This is a genomic window from Streptomyces sp. NPDC096046, from assembly GCF_040303285.1.
Taxonomy (GTDB): Bacteria; Actinomycetota; Actinomycetes; order Streptomycetales; family Streptomycetaceae; genus Streptomyces.
In genome coordinates this window covers 88,685-112,140 of the sequence record NZ_JBEOSZ010000013.1, presented here as the reverse complement: position 1 = coordinate 112,140, position 23,456 = coordinate 88,685, and the positions used below count along the sequence as shown (strand labels likewise).

Below are 23,456 nucleotides of genomic sequence, written 5' to 3'. Positions count from 1 at the left end.
TGCCCGATATAAGGAGGCGGCCCGGGGCTCGGCCGCCGGAGGCTACGCGCAGCCGCAGGAGTGCCGGGTCACCAGTCGCGAGGGGAACACCTTCAGCCGCTCCCGCCGGGCCCCCGCGACCCGCAGCCCGTCGTCGAGGACGAGGTCCACCGCCGCCCGGGCCATCGCCGAACGGTCGGACGCGATCGTCGTCAGGGGCGGGTCGGTGAGCGCCGCCTCCTTGATGTCGTCGAAGCCGGCCACCGCCAGCTCGCCGGGCACGTCGATGCGCAGCTCGCGCGCCGCGCGCAGCAGGCCGATCGCCTGGTCGTCGGTGGAGCAGAAGATCGCCGGCGGGCGCTCGGGACCCGAGAGGATCTTCAATGCGGCCTGGTAGGCGTCGTAGCGGTTGTAGAGGGCCTCGAAGAGGCGGCCCTCCGTGGAGATCCCGGCGTCGTCCATCGCGCGGCGCCAGCCCTCGACGTGGTCGGAGACCGGGTCGCCGACCGCGGGCGTCTCGGCTATGCCGCCCATACAGGCGACGTACTCGTAGCCGTGCTCCAGCAGATGGCGGACGGCGAGCTCGGCGCCGCCCAGGTCGTCCGTGACGACGGCGACGTCGTCGATGGCCTCGGGCCGTTCGTGCAGCAGCACGACCCGGGCGTCCCAGGCCTCGATCTCGGCGGCGGCCAGGTCGTTGAGCGCGTGGCTGACGAGGATCAGGCCGGAGACGCGCATCCCCAGGAAGGCCCGCAGGTAGTGGACCTCGCGCTCGCCCACGTAGTCCGTGTTGCCGACCAGGACCATCTTCCCGCGCTCGGAGGCGGCCTGTTCGACCGCGTGCGCCATCTCCCCGAAGAAGGGCTGGCGGGCGTCCGGGATGATCAGGCCTATGAGGTCCGTGCGCCGGGACGCCATCGCCTGGGCCACCCGGTCGGGCCGGTACCCCAGTTCCTTGATCGCGGCGAGGACACGCTCGCGCGTGGCCGGGGCGACCGGCCGGGGTCCGTTGTTGATGACATAGCTGACCACGGCAGTGGAAGTCCCTGCCAGCCGCGCCACATCATCCCGAGTCACCTTGGCCACGCGCGGAGTCTACGCGGATATACCCGCTCTGGGCAGGGCGTAAAGGAGGTTCCGTACGATATCCCGACCGCCGTCCGGGGCGCCCCGTGGGGGAAGCGATGCCCAGGTCGGCGGCGCGATACGCCTCCTCACGCCTCGGCGCGGACCTCGACGGCGTCCAGGGCGGCTGACTCGTCCGACTTGTCCGTCTTTGCCCGGGCCGCCTTGGCCTTCGCCTCCTCGGCGGCGCGCTCCACCTTCTCGGGCGTAACGAATCGATAACCGACGTTCCGGACGGTGCCGATCAGCGACTCGTGCTCGGGGCCGAGCTTGGCGCGCAGCCTTCGTACGTGCACGTCGACCGTGCGCGTACCGCCGAAGTAGTCGTAGCCCCAGACCTCCTGGAGCAACTGGGCGCGGGTGAAGACGCGGCCGGGGTGCTGCGCGAGGTACTTCAGGAGCTCGAACTCCTTGAAGGTGAGGTCGAGGACGCGGCCCTTGAGCTTGGCCGAGTAGGTCGCCTCGTCGACCGACAGGTCGCCGTTGCGGATCTCCATCGGGGAGTCGTCGCTGACGATCTGCTGCCGGCCCATGGCCAGGCGCAGCCGCGCCTCGACCTCCGCGGGGCCGGCGGTGTCGAGCAGGACGTCGTCGATGCCCCAGTCTGCGGTGACGGCGGCGAGGCCGCCCTCGGTGACGACGAGGACGAGCGGGCAGCCCGGCCCGGTGGAGCGCAGCAGCTGGCAGAGGCTGCGGACCTGTGGCAGATCGCGCCGGCCGTCGACGAGGATGACGTCGGCGCCGGGGGTGTCGACGAGGGCGGGGCCCTCCGCGGGGGCCACACGCACGTTGTGCAGGAGCAGGCCGAGGGCGGGGAGCACCTCCGTCGACGGCTGGAGGGCGTTGGTCAGGAGCAGCAGAGAACTCATATGTCTGGTTCCTCCTCGGTCCCTGCGAGGACGTTTGTTGGCACAGCACCGCTCTGCGATCCCGAAGGCCCCGTACACCCGCGGTTTCCCGCGTCGTATACAACGCTTCCGAAAGCACAAAAGGACCCGGGGGCTACGCTGCCCGAGTCCTCTGCCCAGCAGAATAGCCCACATGAGCTCTGGTCCGGCAGGTCATGTGGCGCGTTCCACCGATCGTCCGCACTCCGAGACGGCTGCTGGAACGCCTGTTCGCACGTCGTCGAGGACGTTTCTGCGCACGTCCGACGGCGTGACGATCGACGCCGTGTACGACCCGGGTCCCGCTGTGTACGACGCCTCCGGGAGACCTTCCGGTCACCCCGTGTTCGTCGTCGCCCACGGTTTCACCGGGGCCGTGGACCGGCCGCACGTGCGACGGGTGGCACAGGCCTTCGCCCGGTACGGGGCGGTCGTCACGTTCTCCTTCCGGGGCCACGGGGCCTCCGGCGGGCGGTCCACGGTCGGGGACCGGGAGGTGCTCGACCTGGCGGTGGCGGTGCGGTGGGCGCGGGAGCTGGGGCACGCGCGCGTGGGCACGGTCGGGTTCTCGATGGGCGGCTCGGTGGTGCTCCGGCACGCGGCGCTGCACCGGGAGCAGACCGACGCGGTGGTCTCGGTCAGCGCACCGGCCCGCTGGTACTACCGGGGGACCGCCCCCATGCGGCGGCTGCACTGGATGGTGACGCGGCCCGAGGGGCGGGTGGTCGGCCGGTACGGCTTCGGGACGCGCATCCACCACCGGGCCTGGGACCCGGTCCCGCTCTCCCCGGTCGAGGCGGTGCCGAGGATCGCTCCCACCCCGTTGCTGATCGTGCACGGCGAGGCCGACGGCTACTTCCCCGTCGACCACCCGCGGATGCTGGCCGCCGCAGCGGGTGACCAGGGCGAACTGTGGCTGGAGCCGGAGATGGGACATGCCGAGCACGCGGCCGGCGACGAACTGCTGGCCCGGATCGGGGAGTGGGTCGCGGGCCGGGCGGGCTAGCCTGACGGGGTTCACCGTCGGGTGAGCCCGTGGTGAGACCGGTGTGAGTCCACCGCGACGTGCGATTGAGGAAGCAGATGCCAAAGGTCACGGTCCGCTACTGGGCCGCCGCCAAGGCCGCGGCCGGGGTGGCCGAGGAGCCGTACGAGGCGGCCACGCTCGCCGAGGCGCTCGACGCGGTGCGCGAGCGGCACCCCGGTGAACTCGAACGCGTCCTGCGGCGGTGCTCGTTCCTCGTGGACGGCGACCCCGTGGGCACCCGCGGACATGAGACGGTACGGCTGGCCGACGGCGGCACGGTCGAGGTGCTCCCGCCGTTCGCAGGAGGATGAGCGATGACCAACCAGCCGAACGACGGTTACGGCCCCTACGACCCCTACGACCCGTACCGGTCCCACGGGCAGCGGCAACAGCCGCAACAGCCGGAGCAGCAGCATCCGCGGCAGTACCCGCAGCAGCCCCAGCAGCCGCAGGCGTGGCCCGGACAGGGCCACCAGGGCTACGACGACCCGCACGCGGCTCAGCAGTACACGCAGCAGTGGCAGGGCCAGACCTGGGAGACACAGACGCACCAGCCGGTGTCCGCGCCGGTGACGGCGGAGGAGACGGCGTACCTGCGAGCCCAGGCCCCCCAGGCCCCGCAGCCGTCCCAGGTTCCGCAGGGGTACGCGGCCCCGGCTGACGACGGCGCCCCCGCCACCGCCGGCTACGGCCCGGCCACCGTCGGCGGGAACACGCGCATGACGGACGCCCAGCGGGCCCGGGCGGAGGGCCGCTCCCCGATCATCGAGCCCGGGATGCAGCCGGCCGCGCTGACGGCGCTGCTCGGGCTGCTGCTGGCCGGTGCCGCGGTGGTCGGGACGTACGCGCTGCTCGTGCCGCTGGTGATCCTCCAGGCCGTCACCGCCGCGGGCTGGTTCCGGCTGAACGGGATGTGGCCGGCCCGGCAGGGCATCGCGGTGGGCTTCGCGGGCGCGCTGGCCGCGGACGCGGCGCTGCTGGCCTCGGGCCGCTCCCCGTCGGCGATCCTCGGCACGCTCGGGGTGTGGGTGCTGCTCGCGCTGGTCCTGCAGCTGCGGTCGCACGCCGACCCGGACGAGCGGATGTACGGACTGATGGCGACGGTCGCCGCCTCGGCGCTGGCGATCGTGGCGGGTGGCTACCTCGCGGCCGCCGCGGACGCGGTGACGGTGGGCGCGGTGGCCGTGGCGGTGGCCGTCCCGGCCCGCGCGCTGCCGCTGCCCACGCCCGCCTCGGTGGTGGTGTCCCTGCTCGCGGCGGCGGGTGCGGGCATCGCGGCCGGGTCCTTCACGGACCTCGGGGCCTCCGGGGCCCTCCTCGGCACGGGCGCCGCCGTCTGCGCCCTGATCGGCCACCGGGTCGCGAGCTACGACTACCCGTCCCGCTTCGTCCACTTCACGGCGGGCGTGGCCCTGCCGCTGGCCGCGGCGGCACCGGCGGTGTACGTCCTGGGCAGGGCGCTGACGTAGATCCGCCCTCACCGAGTTCCGGGCCTCGGCCGGGATCACCCAGCGGTGGGGCGAGCAACTCGCCGCCGTCCTCGGCGACGGCGGCGGCCGCGACCGGACGCCGGGCGCCCGCCCTGTCACAGACGATCAACAATCCTCCGGTTCCTCTTCCCCGCAGGGTTACCCTCGCGCCAGGGACGGCCGTCCGGTCGTCGGAGACCGCCGTCTAACCGTGGGTGGGGAAACACCGCAATGCGAGCACTGCGCATACTGCTGATCTTCGTCGTGATCCTGGGCGGGCTCTTCGTGATCGCCGACCGGGTCGCGGTCGGCTTCGCCGAGGACGAGGCCGCCGACCGGCTGAGGACGACGGAGAACCTGTCGGAGACCCCCGATGTGTCGATCAAGGGCTTCCCGTTCCTCACCCAGGTCGTCGGCGGTTCTCTGGACCACATCGAGGTCGGCATGAAGAACTACGAGGCCGCCGCGGGCGACGGCGGCCAGAAGATACGGATCGACGACCTCCAGGCCGACATGAAGGGCGTCGAGTTCTCCGGGGACTACAGCTCCGCCACCGCCTCCACCGCCACCGGCACCGCGACCATCGGCTACGACGAGCTGCTGAAGACGGCGAAGTCCGAGCCGACCCAGGTCGCCCCGGGCGTCACCGCCGAGGTCGTCGGGCTCTCCGACGGCGGCAACGGCAAGATCAAGGTCACCGTCGAGGCCACGGTCCTCGGCACCAGGCTGCCGGAGCCGGTCTCCGTGCTGAGCACGGTGAAGGTCGTGGACGGCACGGTCCGCGTGCACGCCGACGGGCTGCCCAAGTTCGGCGGTGTGGACATCGCCGAGAACCGCGTCCGGGCGATCACCGACTTCCAGCAGAAGGTCGACGGCCTGCCCGGCGGCATCGAGCTGGACACGGTCCAGGCGGCTCCCGACGGCGTCGAGATCACGGTGAAGGGTTCGGACGTCCGACTGGCCGGGTAGGAAGGCGCACGGCGGACCGACCAGCACTGTCCGGTGGGCGAGACGGCGATGTCCGCAGCGTAGCCGCGGCGGGGGCGCGGTCGGCCGGACGCTGTGCGGGGAGCGCCCCGCCAGCCCCACCCATCCCAAATGGCGGATTGTCTCGTCTCAGCATGCGACACGCCGGTGACACGCCCGCCCGACCGTCCCTACGATCGACGTTATGAAGCGACAGGCGGACCTCACGAAGCGGCGGGCAGTAGACCTGTGCCGCGTCGCCGCCATGCTCTGTCGCACCTTCTGAGCGATCGCGTCGGCAGTCGCGCCGGCGCGCGCATCCCCGCAGCCCTGCATCCAGGGCACCCGTGCGCCGCCCTGCCTCAAGGGCGCGCCCCGCAGATCTCGCACGCCCCGCCGTAACTGCCCCGGAGGAGAAGAAGCATGAGCCGCAACGACGTCCTGGTCGACGCCGACTGGCTCCAGGAGCACCTGGACGACCCGACCATCGCCATCGTCGAGGTGGACGAGGACACGTCCGCCTACGAGAAGAACCACATCAAGAACGCCATCCGGATCGACTGGACCCAGGACCTTCAGGACCCGGTCCGCCGTGACTTCGTCGACCAGGCGGGCTTCGAGAAGCTCCTGTCCGACAAGGGCATCGGCAACGACCACACCGTCGTCCTCTACGGCGGCAACAACAACTGGTTCGCCTCCTACGCCTACTGGTACTTCAAGCTGTACGGCCACGAGAGCGTCAAGCTCCTCGACGGCGGCCGCAAGAAGTGGGAGCTCGACGCCCGCGAGCTGGTCGCCGGCGACGAGGTGCCGGAGCGTCCGAAGACGGACTACCGGGCCAAGCCCCAGGACACGTCCATCCGCGCCTTCCGCGACGACGTCGTGGCCGCCATCGGTTCGCAGAACCTCGTCGACGTGCGCTCGCCCGACGAGTTCTCCGGCAAGCTGCTCGCCCCGGCCCACCTGCCGCAGGAGCAGTCGCAGCGCCCGGGCCACGTCCCGTCCGCCCGCAACATCCCGTGGTCCAAGAACGCCAACGACGACGGCACCTTCAAGTCGGACGAGGAGCTCAAGGAGCTCTACGCCGAGGAGAGCGTCGACCTGGCCAAGGACACCATCGCCTACTGCCGCATCGGTGAGCGCTCCGCGCTGACCTGGTTCGTGCTGCACGAGCTCCTCGGTGTGGAGAACGTCAAGAACTACGACGGCTCCTGGACCGAGTACGGCTCCCTGGTGGGCGTGCCGATCGAGCTCGGCGCCAACAAGTAAGCAACCCCGACCGACCTTTCCAGACTTCAGGAGTACGACATGTGCGGTGCGAAGGCCGGCGGCCCCGACGCCTCGACGATCAAGCCCGGTGAGACCACCATCCAGGGTCAGGTGACCAAGGACGGCGAGCCCGTGGTGGGTTACGTCCGTCTGCTGGACTCGACCGGCGAGTTCACGGCCGAGGTGCCGACCTCGGCGACCGGACAGTTCCGCTTCTACGCGGCCGAGGGCACCTGGACCGTCCGCGCCCTCGTGCCCGGCGCCACCGCCGACCGCACGGTCGTCGCCCAGCAGGGCGGCCTGGCGGAGGTCGCGATCGCCGTCTGACGGCGCTCGGTCCCGCAAGGGCCGCACCCCTCGGGTTGGACGCCTGGGGTGCGGCCCTTCGGCCTGCCCGGACCTACGCTGGACATATGTACGCACGGCGGCGTCACACGTACTTCGCGATGATGGGCCTCTGCATCGGCCTCTTCGTCCTGGCCTGGGGCGTCGTCCGCCTGTGGTCCGTACCCGTCGCCGTCGGGATGTGCGTCGTCGCCATGGTCATCCCGCCCGTGGCGGCCATGGTCGCGAACCGGCGCGGGCCGGAGGACCGGTGGTGGGACGACCCCTCCGGCGACCCCGAGTCCGACGAGTGGTGGGACGAGCTGGACGGCAAGAAGCGCCGGTACTGAACCGGCCCGGGGGGAAGGCCATGCGCCTGGCGGGGCGACTCTCGACGCACCGGACGCCCGTGAGCCGGCGGCCCTCTGTCTGCGGCTGCTGCCCGGCTGGAGCGTCCGGCCGGCGAGGACGGCCGGGGCCGGGTGCACATCCGGCCGCCCGACGGCGGCACGGGGCTGTCCTTCCAGACCGAACCCGCGTAGGGCCGCCCGTCTGGCCGAGCGGTCCGGACCGGCAGCAGATGATGATCCAACCTCGACATCGAGGTCGACGACCTGGGGAAGGAGACGGCGCGGGCCGTCGCCGCCGGGGCCCGTCTCGCCGCCTTCCAGCCGCAGGACGACGTCCGGGTGCCGCTGGAACCGGCCGGTCACCCGTTCTGCCTCTCCACGGAAGCGTCTCAGTATACGAGCGCCTGCGTCCCGTCCGCCATCGCCTCCTGGACGAAGACCTGCGCCCCCGCGATGCGGACCCCCTTGATCACGTCCTGCTCCGTGATCTCGCGGCGGGCCGCGCACTGCGTGCACAGGGTGACGCGGCCGGCGGTGAGGAGGGAGTCCAGCAGGTCGGGCAGGGGCGCCGCGTGCGGCAGCTCGAACTCGGCGGCCCGGCCGGGCAGGGCGAACCAGGCGGACTCCCCGGTCAGCCACAGGGAGACGTCGACTCCACTGGCCACGGCGACCGCCGCCACCGTGAAGGCCTGAGAGCACCGCTCGGGGGCGTCGGCCCCCGCCGTCACCTTGATCACCAGCTTCTTCGCCATAGCCGGAATCGTAGTGCCGAAAGGGCCCGCGTAAGCTGGGCTCGGCCCTGTGCACCCATTCGCACCCCGCTCAAGGAGCACCCCGTGGAGATCTTCTTCGAAATCCTGTTGGTCCTGGTCGCCGTCGGCGTCCTCGCCTTCGCCGGACTGACCGTGAAGAAGCTGTACCAGGGCCAGCGCTGACCCCCGTCTAGGAAGTTCCCATGATCGAGATCCCGTCCGACCTCCACAAGGACCTCGTCCCGCTCGCCTTCCTGCTGGGCGACTGGGCGGGCGCCGGTGTGCACGACTTCCCCGGCTCCGAGAAGTGCAACTTCGGCCAGGAGGTCGCCTTCACCCACGACGGCCGGGACTTCCTGGAGTACCGGTCCCACAGCTGGGTGCTGGACCAGGACGGCAACAAGGTCCGCCCCCTGGAGTCCGAGCACGGCTACTGGCGGATCGACGCCGGCCGCAAGGTCGAGGTGACGATGACCCGCGACGACGGCGTCATCGAGATCTGGTACGGCGAGCTGGCCGACAAGAAGCCGCAGATCGACCTCGTGACGGACGCGGTGGCCCGCACGGCCGCCTCCCAGCCCTACACCGGCGGCAAGCGGCTGTACGGCTACGTCAAGAGCGACCTGATGTGGGTCGGCGAGAAGCAGACCCCCGAGGTCGAGCTGCGCCCCTACATGTCCGCCCACCTGAAGAAGGTCGTCACCCCGGAGGAGGTCGAGCGCTGGGCGAAGGCCCTGCCCGACGACATGCCGGACGACGGCATCGCTTTCTTCAAGTAGTCCTAGACTCAGGGGTGTGGTGAGCACCGATTGGAAGAGCGATCTGCGGCAGCGCGGTTACCGGCTGACCCCGCAGCGGCAACTCGTGCTCGAAGCCGTGGACACCCTGGAGCACGCGACCCCCGACGACATCCTCGTGGAAGTGAGGAAGACGGCGTCGGGGGTCAACATTTCCACGGTGTACCGGACGCTGGAACTCCTGGAGGAGCTCGGTCTGGTCAGCCACGCGCATCTGGGGCACGGCGCGCCGACGTACCACCTCGCGGACCGGCACCATCATCTCCACCTGGTCTGCCGCGACTGCCAGAACGTGATCGAGGCGGACGTCTCGGTGGCCGCCGAGTTCACCGACAAGCTGCGGCAGACGTTCGGCTTCGACACCGACATGAAGCACTTCGCGATCTTCGGCCGCTGCCGGGACTGCACCCTCAAGGCTTCAACTACCGAGTCGTAGGCTTACGGATATGAAGAGCCCCCTGCTGACCCTGCCCGGCGCCGTCCCCGCCGAGGGCGTGGACGAAGCCGTCGCCGCCCACTACGGCGACCTGTTCCGTGAGCAGCGTGCCCTCGCCGACGGCACCGGATTCGTGGACCTCTCGCACCGGGGGGTCGTCGCCGTCACCGGCGAGGACCGGCTCGCCTGGCTGCACCTGCTGCTCACCCAGCACGTCAGCGACCTCCCGCCGGGCCGGGCCACCGAAGCGCTGATCCTCTCCGCGAACGGCCACATCGAGCACGCGCTGTACCTGGTGGACGACGGCGGGACGGTCTGGGCCCATGTGGAGCCGGGCACCCAGGGGGCGCTGATCGCGTACCTGGAGTCGATGAAGTTCTTCTACAGGGTCGAGGTCGCCGACCGCACGGACGACATCGCGATCGTCCACCTCCCGGCCGGTTCCATCGCCGAGGTCCCCGAGGGCGTCGCCGTACGGGAGACGCCGCACGGGCGGGACCTGTTCCTGCCCCGTGCCGACCTGGAGTCCTACGCGGCGCAGGCCGGGCCGCCCGCCGGGATCCTCGCCCACGAGGCGCTGCGCGTGGAGCAGCACCGGCCCCGCCTCGGTTTCGAGACCGACCACCGCACCATCCCGCACGAGCTGGGCTGGATCGGCTCGGCGGTGCACCTGCAGAAGGGCTGCTACCGGGGTCAGGAGACGGTCGCCCGGGTGCAGAACCTCGGCAAGCCGCCGCGCCGGCTGGTCTTCCTGCACCTCGACGGCAGCGAGGTCCATCTGCCCGCTGCCGGGACGGAACTCCGGCTCGCCGAGGACGGGCCCGAGGGTCGCAGGATCGGCTTCGTCACGACGTCCGCCCGCCACCACGAACTCGGCCCGATCGCCCTCGCCCTGGTGAAGCGGAACGTGCCGGTGGACGCGCCCCTGATGGCCGGTGACACGGCGGCGGCCCAGGAGGTCGTCGTCGAGCCGTAGGACCCTCCTGGTGGATCTTCGGCCCGGACGCCTGTCATTCTTTCGGGTCAGATGTCGAGCTGCACGGTGAACGGGCCGTCGTTCGTCAGTGATACGCGCATGGCCGCTCCGAAGCGGCCCGTGGCCACCGTCGCGCCCAGGGAGCGCAGCTGGGCGACGACCTCGTCGACGAGGGGCTCGGCCACCTCGCCGGGGGCGGCGGCGTTCCAGGTGGGGCGGCGGCCCTTGCGGGCGTCGCCGTAGAGCGTGAACTGGCTGATCACCAGGAGCGGGGCGTCGATGTCGCCGCACGACTTCTCGTCGTGCAGCATGCGGATCGACCAGAGCTTGCGGGCCAGCTGGGCCGCCTTCTCCTTGGTGTCGTCGTGGGTGACGCCGACCAGGACGCACAGTCCCTCGCCTTCGATCGCCCCCACGGTCTCGCCGTCCACGACGACGCTCGCGCCGTCCACCCTCTGCACCACTGCTCGCATACGTCCATCATGCAGGGCGGTGACATCGGAGCCGCAGGTGGTCGGTCCGTGGCCCGAAAGGGTGGTTTGCGCGGGGCGTCAACAGCCCCTGCACGGACGTATTTTGCTGCTTAACCGTCCATCTGGGGTCTATCGGGGGCACTCGTTCCCATAGCGGCCACTCAGGGTGGCACGATGCTTGCACGCACCGGTCGAGGGGACGGTTGAGGCACATGAGCACATCAAGCACCGGACAGCAGCAGGCGGCTGTCTGGTCGACATACCCGGGGAGGGGCGCGTCGGAGTACCACCGGCCGCCCACACAGCGCACCGACAGCCCGCCGCTGCCTTCGGACAGCCCCGAAAGCCGGCTGCCCGCGCTGAGCCTGCCCGAACTGCGCTCGCTGCGCCGCGAGGCCCAGCGCGACGAGGCCGACCTCAGCTATCTGCGGCGGCTGCTTCAGGGGCGGATCGACATCCTGCGCGCGGAGGTGGCCCGGCGCGTCCCGGCGGGCGCTGCCTCCACCGCCGTGCCCGAGGAGGCGTCGGTGGTGGAGCGCCTGGCGGACATCCTGCGGGACGCCCCGGCCCGGCACCGCTCCTCGGCCCGTCATCTGACCCTGGGCACCCCGCAGGGCGAGGAGTTCCGGCGACTGGCCGCGGAGATGCTCGCCGAGGTCGAGCTGTCCGACCTGGACGCGCGCACGGACCTGGAGCTGAACACGGCGATGGGACGGCTCGAACGCCACGAGCAGCAGGTCTCCCGGCGTCGGCAGCGGCTGCAGCGCACGGCCGACGAGTGCAGCGCGGAGATCGCGCGCCGGTACCGCGAGGGGGAGGCGCAGGTCGAGGACCTGCTGGTGTGAGCCGTTTCCGGGCCCGGGGAGGGTCGGTGGTCGGAGCTTCACGCGATGGTCGTTTCCGGGCCCGGGGAGGGTCGGTGGTCGGAGCTTCACGCGATGGCCGTTTCCGGGCCCGGGGAGGGGAAGCGGTCTGGGCGGCGCACGTGGTGGCCGTAGGGCCCGGGGAGGGTCGGTGGTCGGAGCTTCATGCGATGGTCGTTTCCGGGCCCGGGGAGGGGAAGCGGTCTGGGTGGCGCACGTGGTGGCCGTAGGGCCCGGGGAGGGTCGGTGGTCGGAGCTTCACGCGATGGCCGTTTCCGGGCCCGGGGAGGGGCAGCGGTCTGGGTGGCGCACGTGGTGGCCGTAGGGCCCGGGGAGGGGCGGTGGTCGGAGCTTCATGCGATGGCCGTTTCCGGGCCCGGGGAGGGGCAGCGGTCGGGTCGCGCACGTGGTGGCCGTAGGGCCCGGGGAGGGGCGGTGGTCGGAGCTTCACGCGACGGCCGTACCCGGGCCCGGGAGGGCCGGTGGTCGGGAATTCGCGCGACACCGACCGGCCCTCCGCCTAGCGTGACGCCATGACCTCCATGTCCCGCGCCGATGACATCGACGTACGCCCGATCGCCGAAGCCGAGTTCGCCGACTGGCTGCGGGCCGTGAACACCGGCTTCCTGCGGGCGTCCGCCCTCACCGAGGAGGAGATCGAGGGCCGGCGCGGACAGTTCGTCCCGGGCCGCTACCTCGGGGCCTTCGACGGCGGCCGGTGCGTGGCGACCTTCCGGTCCTTCGACCAGGGACTCACGGTCGTCGGCGGGGCGAGCGTCCGGGCCGACGCGATCTCGGGCGTCACCGTCACCGCCACCCACCGCCGCCGCGGGCTGCTCAGCCGCATGATGGCGCGGGACCTGACGGCGGCCAAGGACCGCGGGGACGTCGTCGCGACGCTGATCGCCGCCGAGTACCCGATCTACGGCCGGTACGGCTTCGGTCCGGCGGCCTGGACGTCCGAGTGGACGATCGACGTGCCGCGCGCCGGCCTCGACGCCCGCTGGGCGGGCCCGGCGGGCGGCGGGCGGATCGACCTGGTGGACGGCGAGGACGTCCGCAAGCTCGGCCCCGAGCTGCACGAGCGGCTGCGCCGCGGCCGGCCCGGCGTCATCACCCGCGACGAGACCTGGTGGAAGGTCAATACCGGTGCCCTGCGCTTCGACCCGTCGTGGAAACCGCCGTTCTTCGCCGTCTACCGCTCGGCGTCCGGCGAGGTCGAGGGCATGGCCGCGTACGAGGTGGACGACACCTGGGGGGACGCCAAGCAGCCTCTGAACACGGCGACCGTGAAGTGGCTGCTCGGGGTGACCCCGGGCGCGGAACGCGCGCTGTGGGAGTACCTCTGCTCCATCGACTGGGTCGTGAAGGTGAAGAGCGGCTGGCGGGCGCCCGACGACCTGCTCCCGCACCTCCTGCCCGACCCGCGGGCGGCCGCGATCACCTCGCTGGCGGACTGGCTGTGGGTGCGGATCCTGGACATCGCGCGGGCGCTGGAGGCGCGGACGTACGAGGGCCGGGGGACGCTGGTGCTGGAGATCGCCGGGGTGGACGGGCTGACCGGCGGGCGCTACCGGCTGGAGGCCTCACCCGAGGGGGCGTCCTGCACACCGACCACCGAGAGCGCCGAACTCGAACTCGGACTGGGCGAATTGGGGGCGCTGTGGCTCGGGGACGAGTCGGCGGTGCGGCTGGCGGAGCTGGGGCGGGTGCGCGAAGAACGAGCGGGCGCCGCCCGGAAGGCCGACGCCCTGCTGCGTACGTCCAGGCGGCCTTGGTGCCCGGACATGTTCTGAGCCGCTCCCTTCTGCCGGCGTGCTGGGACCCGCATCCGTAGCGAGCTGTTCAGTTGTGGTTGTGGTGCGCTGGTGCCGATCCGGCGGGACTCCCGGCTCCCCTCCGGAAGGGAGTCCCCTGGCGGGTGGCCAACCTCCTGAAGGTCTGACCATGTTCCCGAAGTTGGTGACCAACTTCACTGTACTTATCTCCGCTTGGAACCGGCTCATAACCACCTTCCCCTGAACTGCCGCAAGATGGCGGGAAGTTGTACCGTTCAGGTGTGGACCCGGAACACGACTCCGTCACTGGGCGGAAGAGGTCGCAACGGCCACAGAGAACACATCACGAGGTGGCCGACGAGCTGCGCGCCCGGATCAGGTCAGGGGCGCTGCGGCCGGGTGCACGCATGCCCACCCAGGCTCAGCTGGCCCACGAGTTCGGTGTCGAGCGCGGTGCCGTGCGCCAGGCGCTGCGCATCCTGCAGTCCGAGCGGTTGCTCACCAACGTGTCCAAGGGCAGCCCGGCGACCGTCGCTCCCGACCCCGTCGGCGCGCTGACCGGCCCGGAGGCCCCGCCGCTGCCCACCACGGTGGCCCTCGCGCCCCGGATAGCGACGGCGTTCGCCGCGGAGCACGTCGAGATCGACGCCGTGTGCCTCACGTCCATCTCCCTCACGCTCGCCATCGGTGAGCCGCTGCGACAGATCCACGCCGGACGGCTGAAACCGGCCAAGGTCGACGTCCGGGTGCTGCTGCCGAGCCGGGACATCGACCTGGCCTTCCCGGTGCCGGTCGAGGGCCGCGGCGGCGACCGGGTGCACGAGCGGTGGCTGGCGATGCGCAACGCCCAGGGGCAGGTCCTCCAGCACAACCTGCTGGCCCTGCGCGCCACCCATGGCATCGATGTCCGGGTCACGTTCCGCGCGCTGCCCTTCACCCCGCCGGTGAAGCTGTACCTGCTCAACGGCGCGGAGGCGCTGTTCGCGTACTACACGCTGACGCGCCGGGAGGCCGAGGCGGAGCGGGAGCAGCCGGCGATGTACGACGCCCAGGGCACCCAGTCCATGCTGTTCGCCTTCCGGCAGGGCGCCGGGCTGCGCGACACCACGTTCGTGGAGCAGTCGCATCTGTGGTTCAACGCACTGTGGGAGACGATCAGTTCGGAGCTGACGCTCACGGGCTGACGTCTCCCACGGGTCGTGGCGGGGTGGCGCAGTGACTCATCGGGCGGGCCCCGTCATCAGCAGCGCGAGCACGACGGCTCCCGCGGAGCTGACGGCCGGGCTCTTGGCCTTGACGCCGACGGTGAGAAGGATCAGGCCGACGATGCCGGCCGGACCGTACCTCCACTGGACGAGCTGTTCGAAGGCGACGACGAAGGCGGCGGAGAGGAGAGCGAGGGTGGGCATCGGTGTTCCCCCTTCGGAAGTCCGGAAGCAAAACTTCCGCCAACTCCGAGAAGTTGGCAACCAACTCTGATTAAGTTGTCCCCACTTGGCCCCTAGTCATAAACAACTTTCAAACAACTCCCGCCAGATGGATCAGAGTTGTAGCGTTTGGTCGTGGCCCAGGAGAGCGTGGCGGAGAACGTGGCAGTCAACGGCAGCAGAAGGTCCTCGCCCCAGGAGATCGCCGACAACCTGCGGGAACGTATTCGCGCCGGTGAGCTCAAGCCGGGGGACCGCCTGCCCACGCAGGCCGAACTCGCCGAGGAGTTCGGCGTGGAGCGCGGCGCCGTCCGCCAGGCCCTGCGCGTCCTCCAGGAGGACGGTCTCCTCACCAACGTCAGCAAGGGCAGCCCGCCGCGGATCGCCGCCCCGGCCCCCGCCCGCGGCGAACCCCAGCCGACCATGGTGGGACTGGCCCCGCGCCTGGCGCAGGCGTTCTCCGCCCCACACGTGCGCATCGACGTGGTCTGCCACACCGCGGAGACGCTCATGGTCGCCATCGGCGAGCCGCTGCGGCTCATCCACGAGGGCCGCATCCGCCCCGAGTCGATCGACGTCCGCATCCTGGTCCCCTCCCGGGACATCGAACTGGCCTTCCCGGTCCCGGTCGAGGCCCACGGCGACGACAACCCGGTCCACCAGCGCTGGCTGGCCATGCGCAACGCCCAGGGGCAGGTCCTCCAGCACAATCTGCGGGCGCTGCGTTCCACGCACGGGATCGACGTCCACGTCAGGTTCCGGGCGCTGCCCTTCACCCCGCCGGTGAAGCTGTACCTCCTCAACGAGGAGGAGGCCCTGATCGGCTACTACATGCTGACCAGGCGCGAGGAGGAGTGGGGGAGCCGGACCCTGGACATGTACGACGTCCTCGGCTCCCAGTCCCTCCTCTTCTCCTTCGCGCAGCGCACGGGCCGGCGGGACGCGTCGTTCGTGAAGGAATCCCAGAAGTGGTTCAACGCCCTCTGGGAAACCATCACGACGGACCTGACACTCTCCTAGTGACTTCTGATGCGACCCAGACCGGTGCGGTGCCTTTCGAGACCGGGAACGATCCGAACCAGCTCCGCGATCTGATCAGACGTGCCCGTGTCGTGCTGTGGGACTTCGACGGGCCCATCTGCCGCCTGTTCGCCGGGCACTCCGCGGAGCGGGTGGCGAGCGACCTGGTGTCCTGGCTGGAGGGCCGCGGTCTGCACGGCCTGCTCACCGACGGCGAGCGCGAGTCCCTCGACCCGCACGTGGTCCTGCGCGCCGTGGACCGCCGCCACCCCGGCAGCGACCTCGTCGCCGAGCTGGAGGAACGTCTCACCCAGGAGGAGCTGCGGGCCGCGTCCTCGGCGTGGCCGACCGCGTACGCGGACCCGCTGATCCGCACCTGGACGGCGGTGGGCTCCCGCCTGGCGATCACCACGAACAACTCACCCCGGGTGGCCCGCACCTACCTCGAGGGCCGCGGCCTCGCCGGCTGTTTCGCCCCGCACATCTACGGGCGCACCCAGGACCTCCACCGGCTGAAGCCCGATCCGCACTGCCTCAACCGGGCGCTGCGGGCCATGGGGGCCGCCCCCGGTGACGCCCTGATGATCGGTGACACCCCCTCCGACCACGAGGCGGCGGGCCGTGCGGGGGTGCCGTTCCTGGGCTACGCGCGCAACGAACGCAAGGCCAAGATCCTGAGGGACGCCGGTGCCGACCGGGTCCTCGTGTCCCTGGCGCCGCTCTTGGACCTGCTGCGCGCGTGAGCGGACGGCCGGGAAGCCAGGGGCCCGGGTGTAGCATTCCGGCACCGCGCAAGGAATTGAGTCGAACGCTCACCCCCGCTCGTATGTGACGAGGCCGACCGGCCCCCACTCGAACGAGTTCACGCAGCCTCATGCCGATGGGTGGCAAGCACCCGTAATGGCTCTCTCCGCCATGCGCGTCGTCGGCCGCGAACCTACCGTTTGCCATACCGTCCTCCCTTCTCGCACTTCCGGAGCGGCCCGTGGGCGCACCTCCTCGTCCCCGCCCTCTTCCCGGGGAGCGCGCCTCGCACGACGCCACGTTCCGGGCCTTCGTGAAACTCGCCGCCGAGCGGGGGCGGGAGAGCGGCGGCCACCACCACCGGAACTACGTCCTCCCGCTGACGGAGGGCATGGCCCGGATGGTCGGCGGTGAGGCGGGGACGTCCGTGACCGTGCGGATGCGGCGCCCGGACGCCCTGCGTGTGGTGATCCGGACCTGGCAGGACGAGGCCGGCCTGCTCGCCGCCGTCCGGGGGGCCCTGCCGCACGCGCCGCGATGTCTCGTGAAGCGGGGTGACGTCGCGATCCACAGCTTTGCCGAAGGCGTGCCGCTGTCCGGCGTCTGCGACCACGGCAAGCCCGTCGACACCCCGATGGTCAGGGCGCTGGCCGGTCTGCTGGCCCGGACGGCACAGGTGCGGCGCGGCGCGCTGCCCGCCCTGCCGGCCGTCTGGCCCCGCAACGACACCGACAGCCATGGGTTCCTGCGGACCCTGGCCCACCTCGCGGACCAGCAGATCAGACGGCCCAACCGGGACGGCTTCGGCGGGCTGTTCGCGGCACTGGGCATCCCCGAGGACGCCCTCGCCCAACTGGCCGGGCGGGTGCCCGCCATGGCCCGGCGGCCGTACAGCCTGCTCCACGCCGATCTGCACCGCGACAACGTGATCGTGTCGTACGCGGGCGACCCGCCCCTCGTCTGTGTCGACTGGGAGCTGGCGACCTACGGCGACCCGCTGCACGATCTCGCGACCCACCTCGTGCGGATGCGGTACCCGGCCCACCAGTGGGCCGAGGTGGTCGACGCCTGGGCCGAGGCCATGCGGGAGGTCCGTCCCGCGGCGGTCAACGGCCTGGCCAAGGATCTGCGGCACTACCTGGCGTTCGAGCGGGCGCAGTCCGTCTTCCCGGACGTGATGCGGGCCGCCCGGTCCCTGGAGGAATCGTTCACGCGGACGAGGGAGGAATCGTTCACGCAGACGAGCCTGGACGAGGCGACGGCCGAGGTGCGGCGGGCCCTCGACGCGGCGGCGGAGCCGCTGCGGCTCGTCGGCGTGCCGGGGGAGGGCGAGATCCGTCGGGCCCTGTTCCGCTGGCTGGTGTCGCGGACGAACGGGGGCATCAGGGACCGTGCGTGGATCGCGAAGGCGTCCGAGTGGCGGCCCGACCGGCGGATGCCGGAGCGCCCCGACTTCCCTCCCGCCGCGGTCCGGGAGGCCCTGCTGGCGGAGGGAGCCGCGCCCGCGGGCCGGGTGTTCAAGGGCACCGCGCATCTGAACACCGTGGTGTCGGTGCCCGGCTTCGACGCTCCCGTGGTCGTCCGGCGGAAGCTGGCCGAGGTGTGCCGGCGGGAGCGTGGCTTCCTCAGCGAGCACGCCGTGCTGCGCGCGATCGAGGAGTCGTCCGTCGGGGTGGCGGCGCCGCGGGTGCTCGCCCTGGGCGAGACCTACCAGAGCGACACCATCGCCCTCCACACCTACGTCGGACCGCGGGACGTCGACCGGCCCCCCAACCACCCGGTGCACGGCCTGCTGCCGCACGAGGCGGACGGTCTGGTGGACCAGTTGTGCGCCCTGACCCGCGTCCGGTACAAGCAGGTCGACCCGGCCGCCGGCGAGGGCGCGTTCCACCGCTGGCTCCGGGAGCAGCTGATCTCCCTGGTGCGGGACCTGCCGAAGGAGTCGCAGCAGCTCGCCCGGCACCTCGGGCTGCCCGACGCGGACCGGTTGCGGCTGATCCTCTCGCGGTACGAGGTGAGCCACCGGGAGCCCGCCCTCCTGCACGGTGACCTGAACCCCTGGAACCTCGTACGCCGCGACGACCGGCTGGCGCTGACCCTCATCGACTGGGAGATGGCCGTCGTCGGCGACCCCCTCTACGACCTCGTACGGCACATGCACCTCACGCCGACCCGGCCGGAGATCAGGGACCGTATGTTCCGCCGCTGGGAACGCCGGCTGCCCGCCGAGTACACCCGCGACTGGCGCGAGGACTGGCGGGTGTACCGCCGGCTGGAGATCGTGCGGTCCGCCTATGTCGACCTGGACCGCATCGTGACCGGCGCGAGCATGGACGCCCCGAACGTCCGGCGGGCGGTGGACTCCTACGCGGTGACGCTGGCCGTCGCCACGGGCTCGCTCGGCCTGCCGGTGCGCTCCACGGCGAACCCGTGTCTGGCCCGCGCTCTGGCCTGATCCCGCTTCTGCGTAGGCTCTCCGTATGAGCACCCCCGGCCTGCGTGAGCGCAAGAAGCGGCGGATGTACGAGACCGTGTCGGACATCGCCGTGCGGCTCTTCATGGAGAAGGGGTTCGAGGCGGTGTCCGTCGCGGAGGTGGCGGCGGCGGCCGAGATCTCGAAGCCGACGCTGTTCCGGTACTTCCCCGTCAAGGAGGATCTGGTGCTGTACCGGATCGCCGACCACGAGGGGGAGGCGGCCCGGGTGGTGGCGGCGGCGGAGGGCCCGGCCGTGGAGGCGTTGCGGCGGCATTTCCTCGAAGGGCTCGACCGGGGGGACCCGGTGACCGGGCTCAACGACCACCCCGACGTGCTCGCCTTCCACGCCCTGCTCTACGGGACGCCCTCGTTGGTCGCCCGGGCGCACACGCACCAGGAGCGGTCGGAGGCCGCGCTCGCCGAGGTGCTCGGAGGTGATCTGGACGCGCGGCTGGCGGCCGGGCAGATCATGGCCGTGCTGCGGGTGCTCGCCCTGGAGAACTGGCGGCGGATCGCGGCGGGGGAGCGGGTGGCGGACCTGCGGCCGGACGCGGTGGCGGCGGCGGAGCGGGCGTTCGGGTGGCTCGCGGCCGGACTGCCGCCTCGCCTCCAGTTTGACGCTCGGTAAATTATTTAACTCGGTCACGTTTTAGCGTACGCTCGGTGGAATGACCTCGACCGAGCCCGCCCTTCAGCACGTCCTCGCACAGGAACGCGCCCACCACGAACGCTGCCGGACCGCCCTCGCCTCGATGGTCGAGGGCGCCGGTGAACAGGTCGCCATCGGGGAGGACGTCGCCGCGTCCGGGGCCGATGCCGAAGTGCTCGGGCACCGGCTGCGCAGCCGGGCGAAGGCGCTGCGGGAACCGCCCGAGGGGCCGTTGTTCTTCGGGGCCCTCCAGGGCGGGGACGGGCCGTTGCACATCGGGCGGCTGCGCATCTCGGAGCACCCGGGCGAACCGCCCCTCGTCGTCGACTGGCGCGCTCCCGTCTCGCGCGCCTTCTACCAGGCCTCGGCGCGGGACCCGCAGGGCGTGGTGGTGCGCAGGCGCTTCGGATGGGCGCCCGGCAGCCGGGGCGACTCCGGCGATCTCACCGGCCTGGAGGACGAGCACCTCGAGCGGGGCGAGACGCGCGACAGCGAGATCGTCGCCCGGGAGATCGAACGGCCCCGGGTCGGGCCCATGCGGGACATCGCCGCCACGATCCAGCCCGAGCAGGACGACCTCGTACGGGGGGACCTGGCCCTGTCGGTGTGCGTGCAGGGCGCGCCGGGCACCGGCAAGACCGCCGTCGGGCTGCACCGGGCCGCGTATCTGCTCTACACGCACCCGCGGCGCATCGGGCGCGGCGGTCTGCTGATCCTCGGACCTCACCGCACCTTCCTGTCGTACATCGCCGAGGTGCTGCCCGCCCTCGGTGAGACGGGGGTGCGGCAGTCGACCCTCGGGGAGGAGATCGCACGGTGGCCGGTCAGCGGCGCCGACGACGAGCCGGCCGCCGTCCTCAAGCACGCCGCCCGGATGGCGGAGGTGCTGCGCAGGGCGCTGTACGCGAGGGTGCGCGCCGAGGGGGCCGGTCCGCTCGCCGTGCCGGACGGGTCGTACCGGTGGCGGGTGCCGGAGGGGGAACTGGCGCGGATCGTGGCCGGGGTGCGGGAGGAGGAACCGCCGTACGGGGTCGGACGGGAGCGGGTACGGGCGCGGATCGTCGGGTGTCTGCGCGAGCAGGCGGAGCGGCGGGCGGGGCCGCCCCCCGACTCCTGGGTGCGGCGGATCGAGCGGTCGCGGCCGGTGTCGGCGTACGTCGACACCGTCTGGCCGCGGGCGCGGCCCGAGGAGGTCGTCGCCGAACTGCTCGGTGACCAGGAGGCGTTGGCGTCGGCCGCCGAGGGTCTCCTCGATGCCGGTGAGCAGCGGGCGCTGCTGTGGGGGCGGGCACCCCGGTCGTGGAAGTCGGCGCGCTGGTCGGCCGCCGATCTGGTGCTGCTCGACGAGGTGGCCGGGCTGATCGGGCACCCGGAGGGCTACGGGCATGTCGTCGTCGACGAGGCGCAGGACCTGTCCCCGATGGAGTGCCGGGCCATCGCCCGCCGGGCCCGCTTCGGTTCGCTGACGGTGCTGGGCGATCTGGCGCAGGGCACGACGCCGTGGGCGGCGCGGTCGTGGCGCACGGTCCTGGCGCACCTGGGGAAACCGGACGCGACCGTGGTCGCCCTGACCACGGGGTTCCGCGTGCCCAAGGCGGTCGTGGGGCTCGCCAACCGGCTGCTGGAGCGGCTGGACGTGGACGTGCCGGCGGCCCGTTCGCTGCGCGGTGACGGGGAGTTGCGGGAGCGCGCGACCACCGTCGAGGAGGTGCCCGGCGCGGTCGTCCAGGCCGTGCGGGACGTGCGGCGGCGGGAGGGCTCGGTCGGGATCGTCGCGGCGGACGCGGACGTTCCGCGGGTGCGGGCGGCCCTGGACGCGGCCGGCATCGAGGCGGCGGGCCCGGACGACGTCGGGGCGCCGGTCTCCCTGGTGCCGGCGAGCCTGGTCAAAGGCCTCGAGTACGACCATGTCGTGGCCGTCGAACCGGCGGCGATCGCCGAGGCGGAGGAACGGGGGCTGCACCGGCTGTACGTGGTGCTGACCCGGGCGGTGTCCCGGCTGGAGGTCGTGCGGGGGAGGCCACTGCCCTTCTAGGGAAGGGCGGTTGGGCAGTGTGGTCGGGTCGGGGAAGGGTGGTTGGGGTCAACGCCATGGCTGATGCCGACGCGTTCACGGACATACCCACGACCGAGATCCTCGCGGAGCAGGGGTTCGAGGCCTGACCGGCACCGGCCGGACATCGCTCCGGCGCGGCGGTCCGGCCGTTCATGCTTGTGTCGAGAAGGGCCCTCCCCCGGTGAACGCCAGCCGGTGGAAGCGTTCGCCGATGTGCCGGTGGGTCGCCGCGTCCGGGTGGACGTGGTCGGGGAGGGGGAGGGCGGTGGCGTCCGCCGCGCCGTAGAGGTCGAGGCCGTCGAGGTAGTGCAGGTTCGGGTCGTCGGCGGCGCGCTGCCGGACGATGCGGGACAGTTCCGCGCGGATCACGGTGAGGGTGAGCTTGCCCATGGCCGTCTCCGCCGGGTCGCCCATGGCGGCGAAGAGGAGGCGGCCCTCGCCGAGTGCCTGGCCGTCGGGGGCGGTCGGGCCCGGCGTGTCCTCGTGAAGGGCGCAGTGGATGGGCGACACGAGCAGCAGCGGGGTCTCGGGGTGTCCCTCGCGGATCGTGTCGAGGAAGCCGTGCACGGCCGGACCGAAGGCGCGCAGCCGCATCGCGTCCTGGTTGACGATGTTGATGCCCATCTTGACGCTGATCAGGTCGGCCGGAGTGTCCCGCATGGCGCGCGCGGTGAACGGGTCGAGCATCGCGCTGCCGCCCAGTCCGAGGTTGATCAGTTCCACCCCGCCGCGCCGCGCGGCGATCGCGGGCCAGACGGCCGTCGGGCTCGCGGCGTCGGAGCCGTGGCTGATCGAGCTGCCGTGGTGCAGCCACACCCGGCGGCCCCGGTCCGGCACGGGCAGGACCGGGGCGTCCGTGCGCAGGGCGACCAGCTCGGTGGTCTCGTTGTGCGGCAGCCAGATCTCGACCTCCTTGTCGCCCTCGGGCAGGTCGGTGAAGCGGACGGTGCCGACCGGGCCCGGCGTGAGCTCGCCCTCCCAGGTGGTCAGGTCGACGGTCAGGACGTTGCCGCCGGTGCCCGAGGCCTGCCCGGCCGGGCGGCCGTCGACGAGCAGGTCGTACAGCCCGTCCGGGCGCGGCGGGAAGCCGGTGTACTCGCGTTTGGTGCGCAGCGTGTCCAGTTCGACGACGCTCGCGGCGCTGCGGAAGGCCAGGCGTACGCCGGAGGGCTGGGCCTCGGCCATCGCCAGCTGGGCGTTGGTGTTCTGCGCGCGGGCCCGGGCCGGGAGGCGGTGGGGGAGCAGGCCGTGCTCGGTGCGCTCCACGTCGAGGGCGCCGCGCAGCAGGTCCGCCGTGAGGGGCGTGGTGATCCAGTCGTGCTCGGTGTGCATGGGTGTCAGCCTCGGAGATCGGTAGGGGCCGCGGGCCGGTTCCGCAGCAGCGTGTCGAGGGCGTCGAGGATCCGGGCCCAGGAGTCTCGGTGTCCGGCGTCGCGCGGCTGAAACCGCCACCGGGCCACGCGGGCCGGGCGATCAGAGGGACTGGGCGCCCGGCGGGCGGGCCGGCTGAGTTTCGGGTCCCTGTCCACATCGACCACCGTGCCGCGCGGGAGCGGCGGGGCCGTCTTGCGCCGGGAGTACACCGGGGTACTGGCGTCCGAGTATGGGCGGGT

The 23,456-nt window shown here is 72.0% G+C and carries 25 protein-coding genes and 1 pseudogene; 20 read left to right on the top strand and 6 right to left on the bottom strand.

What is annotated here, in order from left to right; translation table 11 throughout:
- Window positions 1–42: 42 nt before the first annotated feature.
- Together ABTX62_RS14575 and ABTX62_RS14570 are read right to left on the bottom strand one after the other, a co-directional pair.
- Complete coding sequence (locus ABTX62_RS14575) at window positions 43–1,065, bottom strand: LacI family DNA-binding transcriptional regulator (protein WP_352116478.1); 1,023 nt, start codon at window positions 1,063–1,065, stop codon at window positions 43–45.
- A 128-nt stretch (window positions 1,066–1,193) separates the two neighbouring features.
- Entirely contained in the window at window positions 1,194–1,973 is a 780-nt protein-coding gene (locus ABTX62_RS14570) for a winged helix-turn-helix transcriptional regulator (protein ID WP_352116477.1), read from the bottom strand.
- Window positions 1,974–2,145: 172 nt separating this feature from the next.
- On the opposite strand from ABTX62_RS14570, the gene ABTX62_RS14565 reads away from it, so the two are divergent.
- From ABTX62_RS14565 to ABTX62_RS37900, 9 genes and pseudogenes are all read left to right on the top strand, one after another.
- Complete coding sequence (locus ABTX62_RS14565; RefSeq protein ID WP_352116476.1) at window positions 2,146–2,997, top strand: alpha/beta hydrolase; 852 nt, start codon at window positions 2,146–2,148, stop codon at window positions 2,995–2,997.
- Window positions 2,998–3,074: 77 nt separating this feature from the next.
- Window positions 3,075–3,329, top strand: coding sequence for a MoaD/ThiS family protein (locus ABTX62_RS14560; protein WP_283973425.1), 255 nt, complete (start codon window positions 3,075–3,077; stop codon window positions 3,327–3,329).
- A gap of 3 nt (window positions 3,330–3,332) precedes the next feature.
- On the top strand, window positions 3,333–4,487 hold the full coding sequence (locus tag ABTX62_RS14555; protein WP_352116475.1) for a hypothetical protein: 1,155 nt from the start codon (window positions 3,333–3,335) through the stop codon (window positions 4,485–4,487).
- Window positions 4,488–4,718: 231 nt separating this feature from the next.
- On the top strand, window positions 4,719–5,456 hold the full coding sequence (locus ABTX62_RS14550; RefSeq protein WP_352116474.1) for an LmeA family phospholipid-binding protein: 738 nt from the start codon (window positions 4,719–4,721) through the stop codon (window positions 5,454–5,456).
- Window positions 5,457–5,658: 202 nt separating this feature from the next.
- Complete coding sequence (locus ABTX62_RS14545) at window positions 5,659–5,739, top strand: putative leader peptide (protein ID WP_350310325.1); 81 nt, start codon at window positions 5,659–5,661, stop codon at window positions 5,737–5,739.
- 137 nt (window positions 5,740–5,876) lie between these two features.
- The gene (locus tag ABTX62_RS14540) at window positions 5,877–6,722 is read left to right on the top strand and encodes a sulfurtransferase (RefSeq protein ID WP_352116473.1); all 846 of its coding nucleotides are present in this window, start codon (window positions 5,877–5,879) and stop codon (window positions 6,720–6,722) included.
- A 39-nt stretch (window positions 6,723–6,761) separates the two neighbouring features.
- The gene (locus ABTX62_RS14535; protein WP_003991226.1) at window positions 6,762–7,049 is read left to right on the top strand and encodes a DUF1416 domain-containing protein; all 288 of its coding nucleotides are present in this window, start codon (window positions 6,762–6,764) and stop codon (window positions 7,047–7,049) included.
- Window positions 7,050–7,135: 86 nt separating this feature from the next.
- A complete protein-coding gene (locus tag ABTX62_RS14530; RefSeq protein WP_283973429.1) occupies window positions 7,136–7,396 on the top strand; it encodes a DUF3099 domain-containing protein in 261 nt (86 codons plus the stop codon).
- Between the two features lie 249 nt (window positions 7,397–7,645).
- Window positions 7,646–7,711, top strand: a pseudogene (locus tag ABTX62_RS37900) (VOC family protein); the annotation flags it as partial.
- Between the two features lie 74 nt (window positions 7,712–7,785).
- On the opposite strand, the gene ABTX62_RS14520 reads toward ABTX62_RS37900, so the two are convergent.
- Entirely contained in the window at window positions 7,786–8,148 is a 363-nt protein-coding gene (locus ABTX62_RS14520; protein ID WP_175433350.1) for a DsrE family protein, read from the bottom strand.
- Between the two features lie 203 nt (window positions 8,149–8,351).
- Here ABTX62_RS14520 and ABTX62_RS14515 point away from each other — a divergent pair, with 203 nt between their 5' ends.
- Genes ABTX62_RS14515 through ygfZ form a run of 3 tightly spaced genes read left to right on the top strand, consistent with a single transcriptional unit; the run spans window position 8,352 to window position 10,357 of the window.
- On the top strand, window positions 8,352–8,927 hold the full coding sequence (locus tag ABTX62_RS14515) for a heme-binding beta-barrel domain-containing protein (protein WP_283973433.1): 576 nt from the start codon (window positions 8,352–8,354) through the stop codon (window positions 8,925–8,927).
- Between the two features lie 16 nt (window positions 8,928–8,943).
- Window positions 8,944–9,381 (top strand): Fur family transcriptional regulator, encoded by a 438-nt coding sequence (locus tag ABTX62_RS14510; protein WP_352116472.1) that lies wholly within the window; start codon window positions 8,944–8,946, stop codon window positions 9,379–9,381.
- Between the two features lie 10 nt (window positions 9,382–9,391).
- Entirely contained in the window at window positions 9,392–10,357 is a 966-nt protein-coding gene (gene ygfZ / locus ABTX62_RS14505; protein WP_352116471.1) for a CAF17-like 4Fe-4S cluster assembly/insertion protein YgfZ, read from the top strand.
- A gap of 47 nt (window positions 10,358–10,404) precedes the next feature.
- On the opposite strand, the gene dtd is transcribed toward ygfZ, so the two are convergent.
- Window positions 10,405–10,830, bottom strand: coding sequence for a D-aminoacyl-tRNA deacylase (gene dtd / locus ABTX62_RS14500; RefSeq protein WP_283973435.1), 426 nt, complete (start codon window positions 10,828–10,830; stop codon window positions 10,405–10,407).
- Between the two features lie 212 nt (window positions 10,831–11,042).
- Here dtd and ABTX62_RS14495 point away from each other — a divergent pair, with 212 nt between their 5' ends.
- From ABTX62_RS14495 to ABTX62_RS14485, 3 genes are all read left to right on the top strand, one after another.
- Entirely contained in the window at window positions 11,043–11,675 is a 633-nt protein-coding gene (locus ABTX62_RS14495; protein ID WP_352116470.1) for an RsiG family protein, read from the top strand.
- A gap of 560 nt (window positions 11,676–12,235) precedes the next feature.
- On the top strand, window positions 12,236–13,489 hold the full coding sequence (locus ABTX62_RS14490; RefSeq protein WP_352116523.1) for a GNAT family N-acetyltransferase: 1,254 nt from the start codon (window positions 12,236–12,238) through the stop codon (window positions 13,487–13,489).
- 248 nt (window positions 13,490–13,737) lie between these two features.
- The gene (locus ABTX62_RS14485; protein ID WP_352116469.1) at window positions 13,738–14,655 is read left to right on the top strand and encodes a FadR/GntR family transcriptional regulator; all 918 of its coding nucleotides are present in this window, start codon (window positions 13,738–13,740) and stop codon (window positions 14,653–14,655) included.
- Between the two features lie 36 nt (window positions 14,656–14,691).
- On the opposite strand, the gene ABTX62_RS14480 is transcribed toward ABTX62_RS14485, so the two are convergent.
- Window positions 14,692–14,880, bottom strand: coding sequence for a hypothetical protein (locus tag ABTX62_RS14480; RefSeq protein ID WP_283973438.1), 189 nt, complete (start codon window positions 14,878–14,880; stop codon window positions 14,692–14,694).
- Between the two features lie 147 nt (window positions 14,881–15,027).
- Here ABTX62_RS14480 and ABTX62_RS14475 point away from each other — a divergent pair, with 147 nt between their 5' ends.
- The 5 genes from ABTX62_RS14475 to ABTX62_RS14455 all read left to right on the top strand — a co-directional run bounded on the left by ABTX62_RS14475 (window position 15,028) and on the right by ABTX62_RS14455 (window position 21,822).
- A complete protein-coding gene (locus ABTX62_RS14475; RefSeq protein ID WP_352116468.1) occupies window positions 15,028–15,918 on the top strand; it encodes a winged helix-turn-helix domain-containing protein in 891 nt (296 codons plus the stop codon).
- Window positions 15,918–16,661: an HAD family hydrolase gene (locus ABTX62_RS14470; RefSeq protein ID WP_352116467.1), complete on the top strand. Its 744-nt coding sequence runs from the start codon at window positions 15,918–15,920 to the stop codon at window positions 16,659–16,661. The genes ABTX62_RS14475 and ABTX62_RS14470 overlap by 1 nt, the downstream gene beginning before the upstream one ends.
- A gap of 242 nt (window positions 16,662–16,903) precedes the next feature.
- Complete coding sequence (locus tag ABTX62_RS14465; protein ID WP_352116466.1) at window positions 16,904–19,117, top strand: phosphotransferase; 2,214 nt, start codon at window positions 16,904–16,906, stop codon at window positions 19,115–19,117.
- Between the two features lie 25 nt (window positions 19,118–19,142).
- Window positions 19,143–19,766: a TetR family transcriptional regulator gene (locus ABTX62_RS14460; protein ID WP_352116465.1), complete on the top strand. Its 624-nt coding sequence runs from the start codon at window positions 19,143–19,145 to the stop codon at window positions 19,764–19,766.
- Between the two features lie 40 nt (window positions 19,767–19,806).
- A complete protein-coding gene (locus ABTX62_RS14455; RefSeq protein ID WP_352116464.1) occupies window positions 19,807–21,822 on the top strand; it encodes a HelD family protein in 2,016 nt (671 codons plus the stop codon).
- Window positions 21,823–21,993: 171 nt separating this feature from the next.
- Here the strand turns inward: ABTX62_RS14455 and ABTX62_RS14450 are convergent, their stop codons facing one another.
- The gene (locus tag ABTX62_RS14450) at window positions 21,994–23,175 is read right to left on the bottom strand and encodes an SGNH/GDSL hydrolase family protein (RefSeq protein WP_352116463.1); all 1,182 of its coding nucleotides are present in this window, start codon (window positions 23,173–23,175) and stop codon (window positions 21,994–21,996) included.
- Window positions 23,176–23,456: the final 281 nt, after the last annotated feature.

Bases quoted from the DNA above. Each gene is read 5' to 3' on its own strand.
- ABTX62_RS14460 (WP_352116465.1), top strand. From the start codon at position 19,143: ATGAGCACCCCCGGCCTGCGTGAGCGCAAGAAGCGGCGGATGTACGAG.
- ABTX62_RS14565 (WP_352116476.1), top strand. From the start codon at position 2,146: ATGAGCTCTGGTCCGGCAGGTCATGTGGCGCGTTCCACCGATCGTCCG.
- ABTX62_RS14530 (WP_283973429.1), top strand. From the start codon at position 7,136: ATGTACGCACGGCGGCGTCACACGTACTTCGCGATGATGGGCCTCTGC.
- ABTX62_RS14535 (WP_003991226.1), top strand. From the start codon at position 6,762: ATGTGCGGTGCGAAGGCCGGCGGCCCCGACGCCTCGACGATCAAGCCC.
- ABTX62_RS14490 (WP_352116523.1), top strand. From the start codon at position 12,236: ATGTCCCGCGCCGATGACATCGACGTACGCCCGATCGCCGAAGCCGAG.
- ABTX62_RS14555 (WP_352116475.1), top strand. From the start codon at position 3,333: ATGACCAACCAGCCGAACGACGGTTACGGCCCCTACGACCCCTACGAC.
- ABTX62_RS14560 (WP_283973425.1), top strand. From the start codon at position 3,075: ATGCCAAAGGTCACGGTCCGCTACTGGGCCGCCGCCAAGGCCGCGGCC.
- ABTX62_RS14480 (WP_283973438.1), bottom strand. From the start codon at position 14,880: ATGCCCACCCTCGCTCTCCTCTCCGCCGCCTTCGTCGTCGCCTTCGAA.
- ABTX62_RS14450 (WP_352116463.1), bottom strand. From the start codon at position 23,175: ATGCACACCGAGCACGACTGGATCACCACGCCCCTCACGGCGGACCTG.
- ABTX62_RS14520 (WP_175433350.1), bottom strand. From the start codon at position 8,148: ATGGCGAAGAAGCTGGTGATCAAGGTGACGGCGGGGGCCGACGCCCCC.
- dtd (WP_283973435.1), bottom strand. From the start codon at position 10,830: ATGCGAGCAGTGGTGCAGAGGGTGGACGGCGCGAGCGTCGTCGTGGAC.
- ygfZ (WP_352116471.1), top strand. From the start codon at position 9,392: ATGAAGAGCCCCCTGCTGACCCTGCCCGGCGCCGTCCCCGCCGAGGGC.
- ABTX62_RS14455 (WP_352116464.1), top strand. From the start codon at position 19,807: ATGACCTCGACCGAGCCCGCCCTTCAGCACGTCCTCGCACAGGAACGC.
- ABTX62_RS14515 (WP_283973433.1), top strand. From the start codon at position 8,352: ATGATCGAGATCCCGTCCGACCTCCACAAGGACCTCGTCCCGCTCGCC.
- ABTX62_RS14495 (WP_352116470.1), top strand. From the start codon at position 11,043: ATGAGCACATCAAGCACCGGACAGCAGCAGGCGGCTGTCTGGTCGACA.
- ABTX62_RS14570 (WP_352116477.1), bottom strand. From the start codon at position 1,973: ATGAGTTCTCTGCTGCTCCTGACCAACGCCCTCCAGCCGTCGACGGAG.
- ABTX62_RS14550 (WP_352116474.1), top strand. From the start codon at position 4,719: ATGCGAGCACTGCGCATACTGCTGATCTTCGTCGTGATCCTGGGCGGG.
- ABTX62_RS14545 (WP_350310325.1), top strand. From the start codon at position 5,659: ATGAAGCGACAGGCGGACCTCACGAAGCGGCGGGCAGTAGACCTGTGC.
- ABTX62_RS14540 (WP_352116473.1), top strand. From the start codon at position 5,877: ATGAGCCGCAACGACGTCCTGGTCGACGCCGACTGGCTCCAGGAGCAC.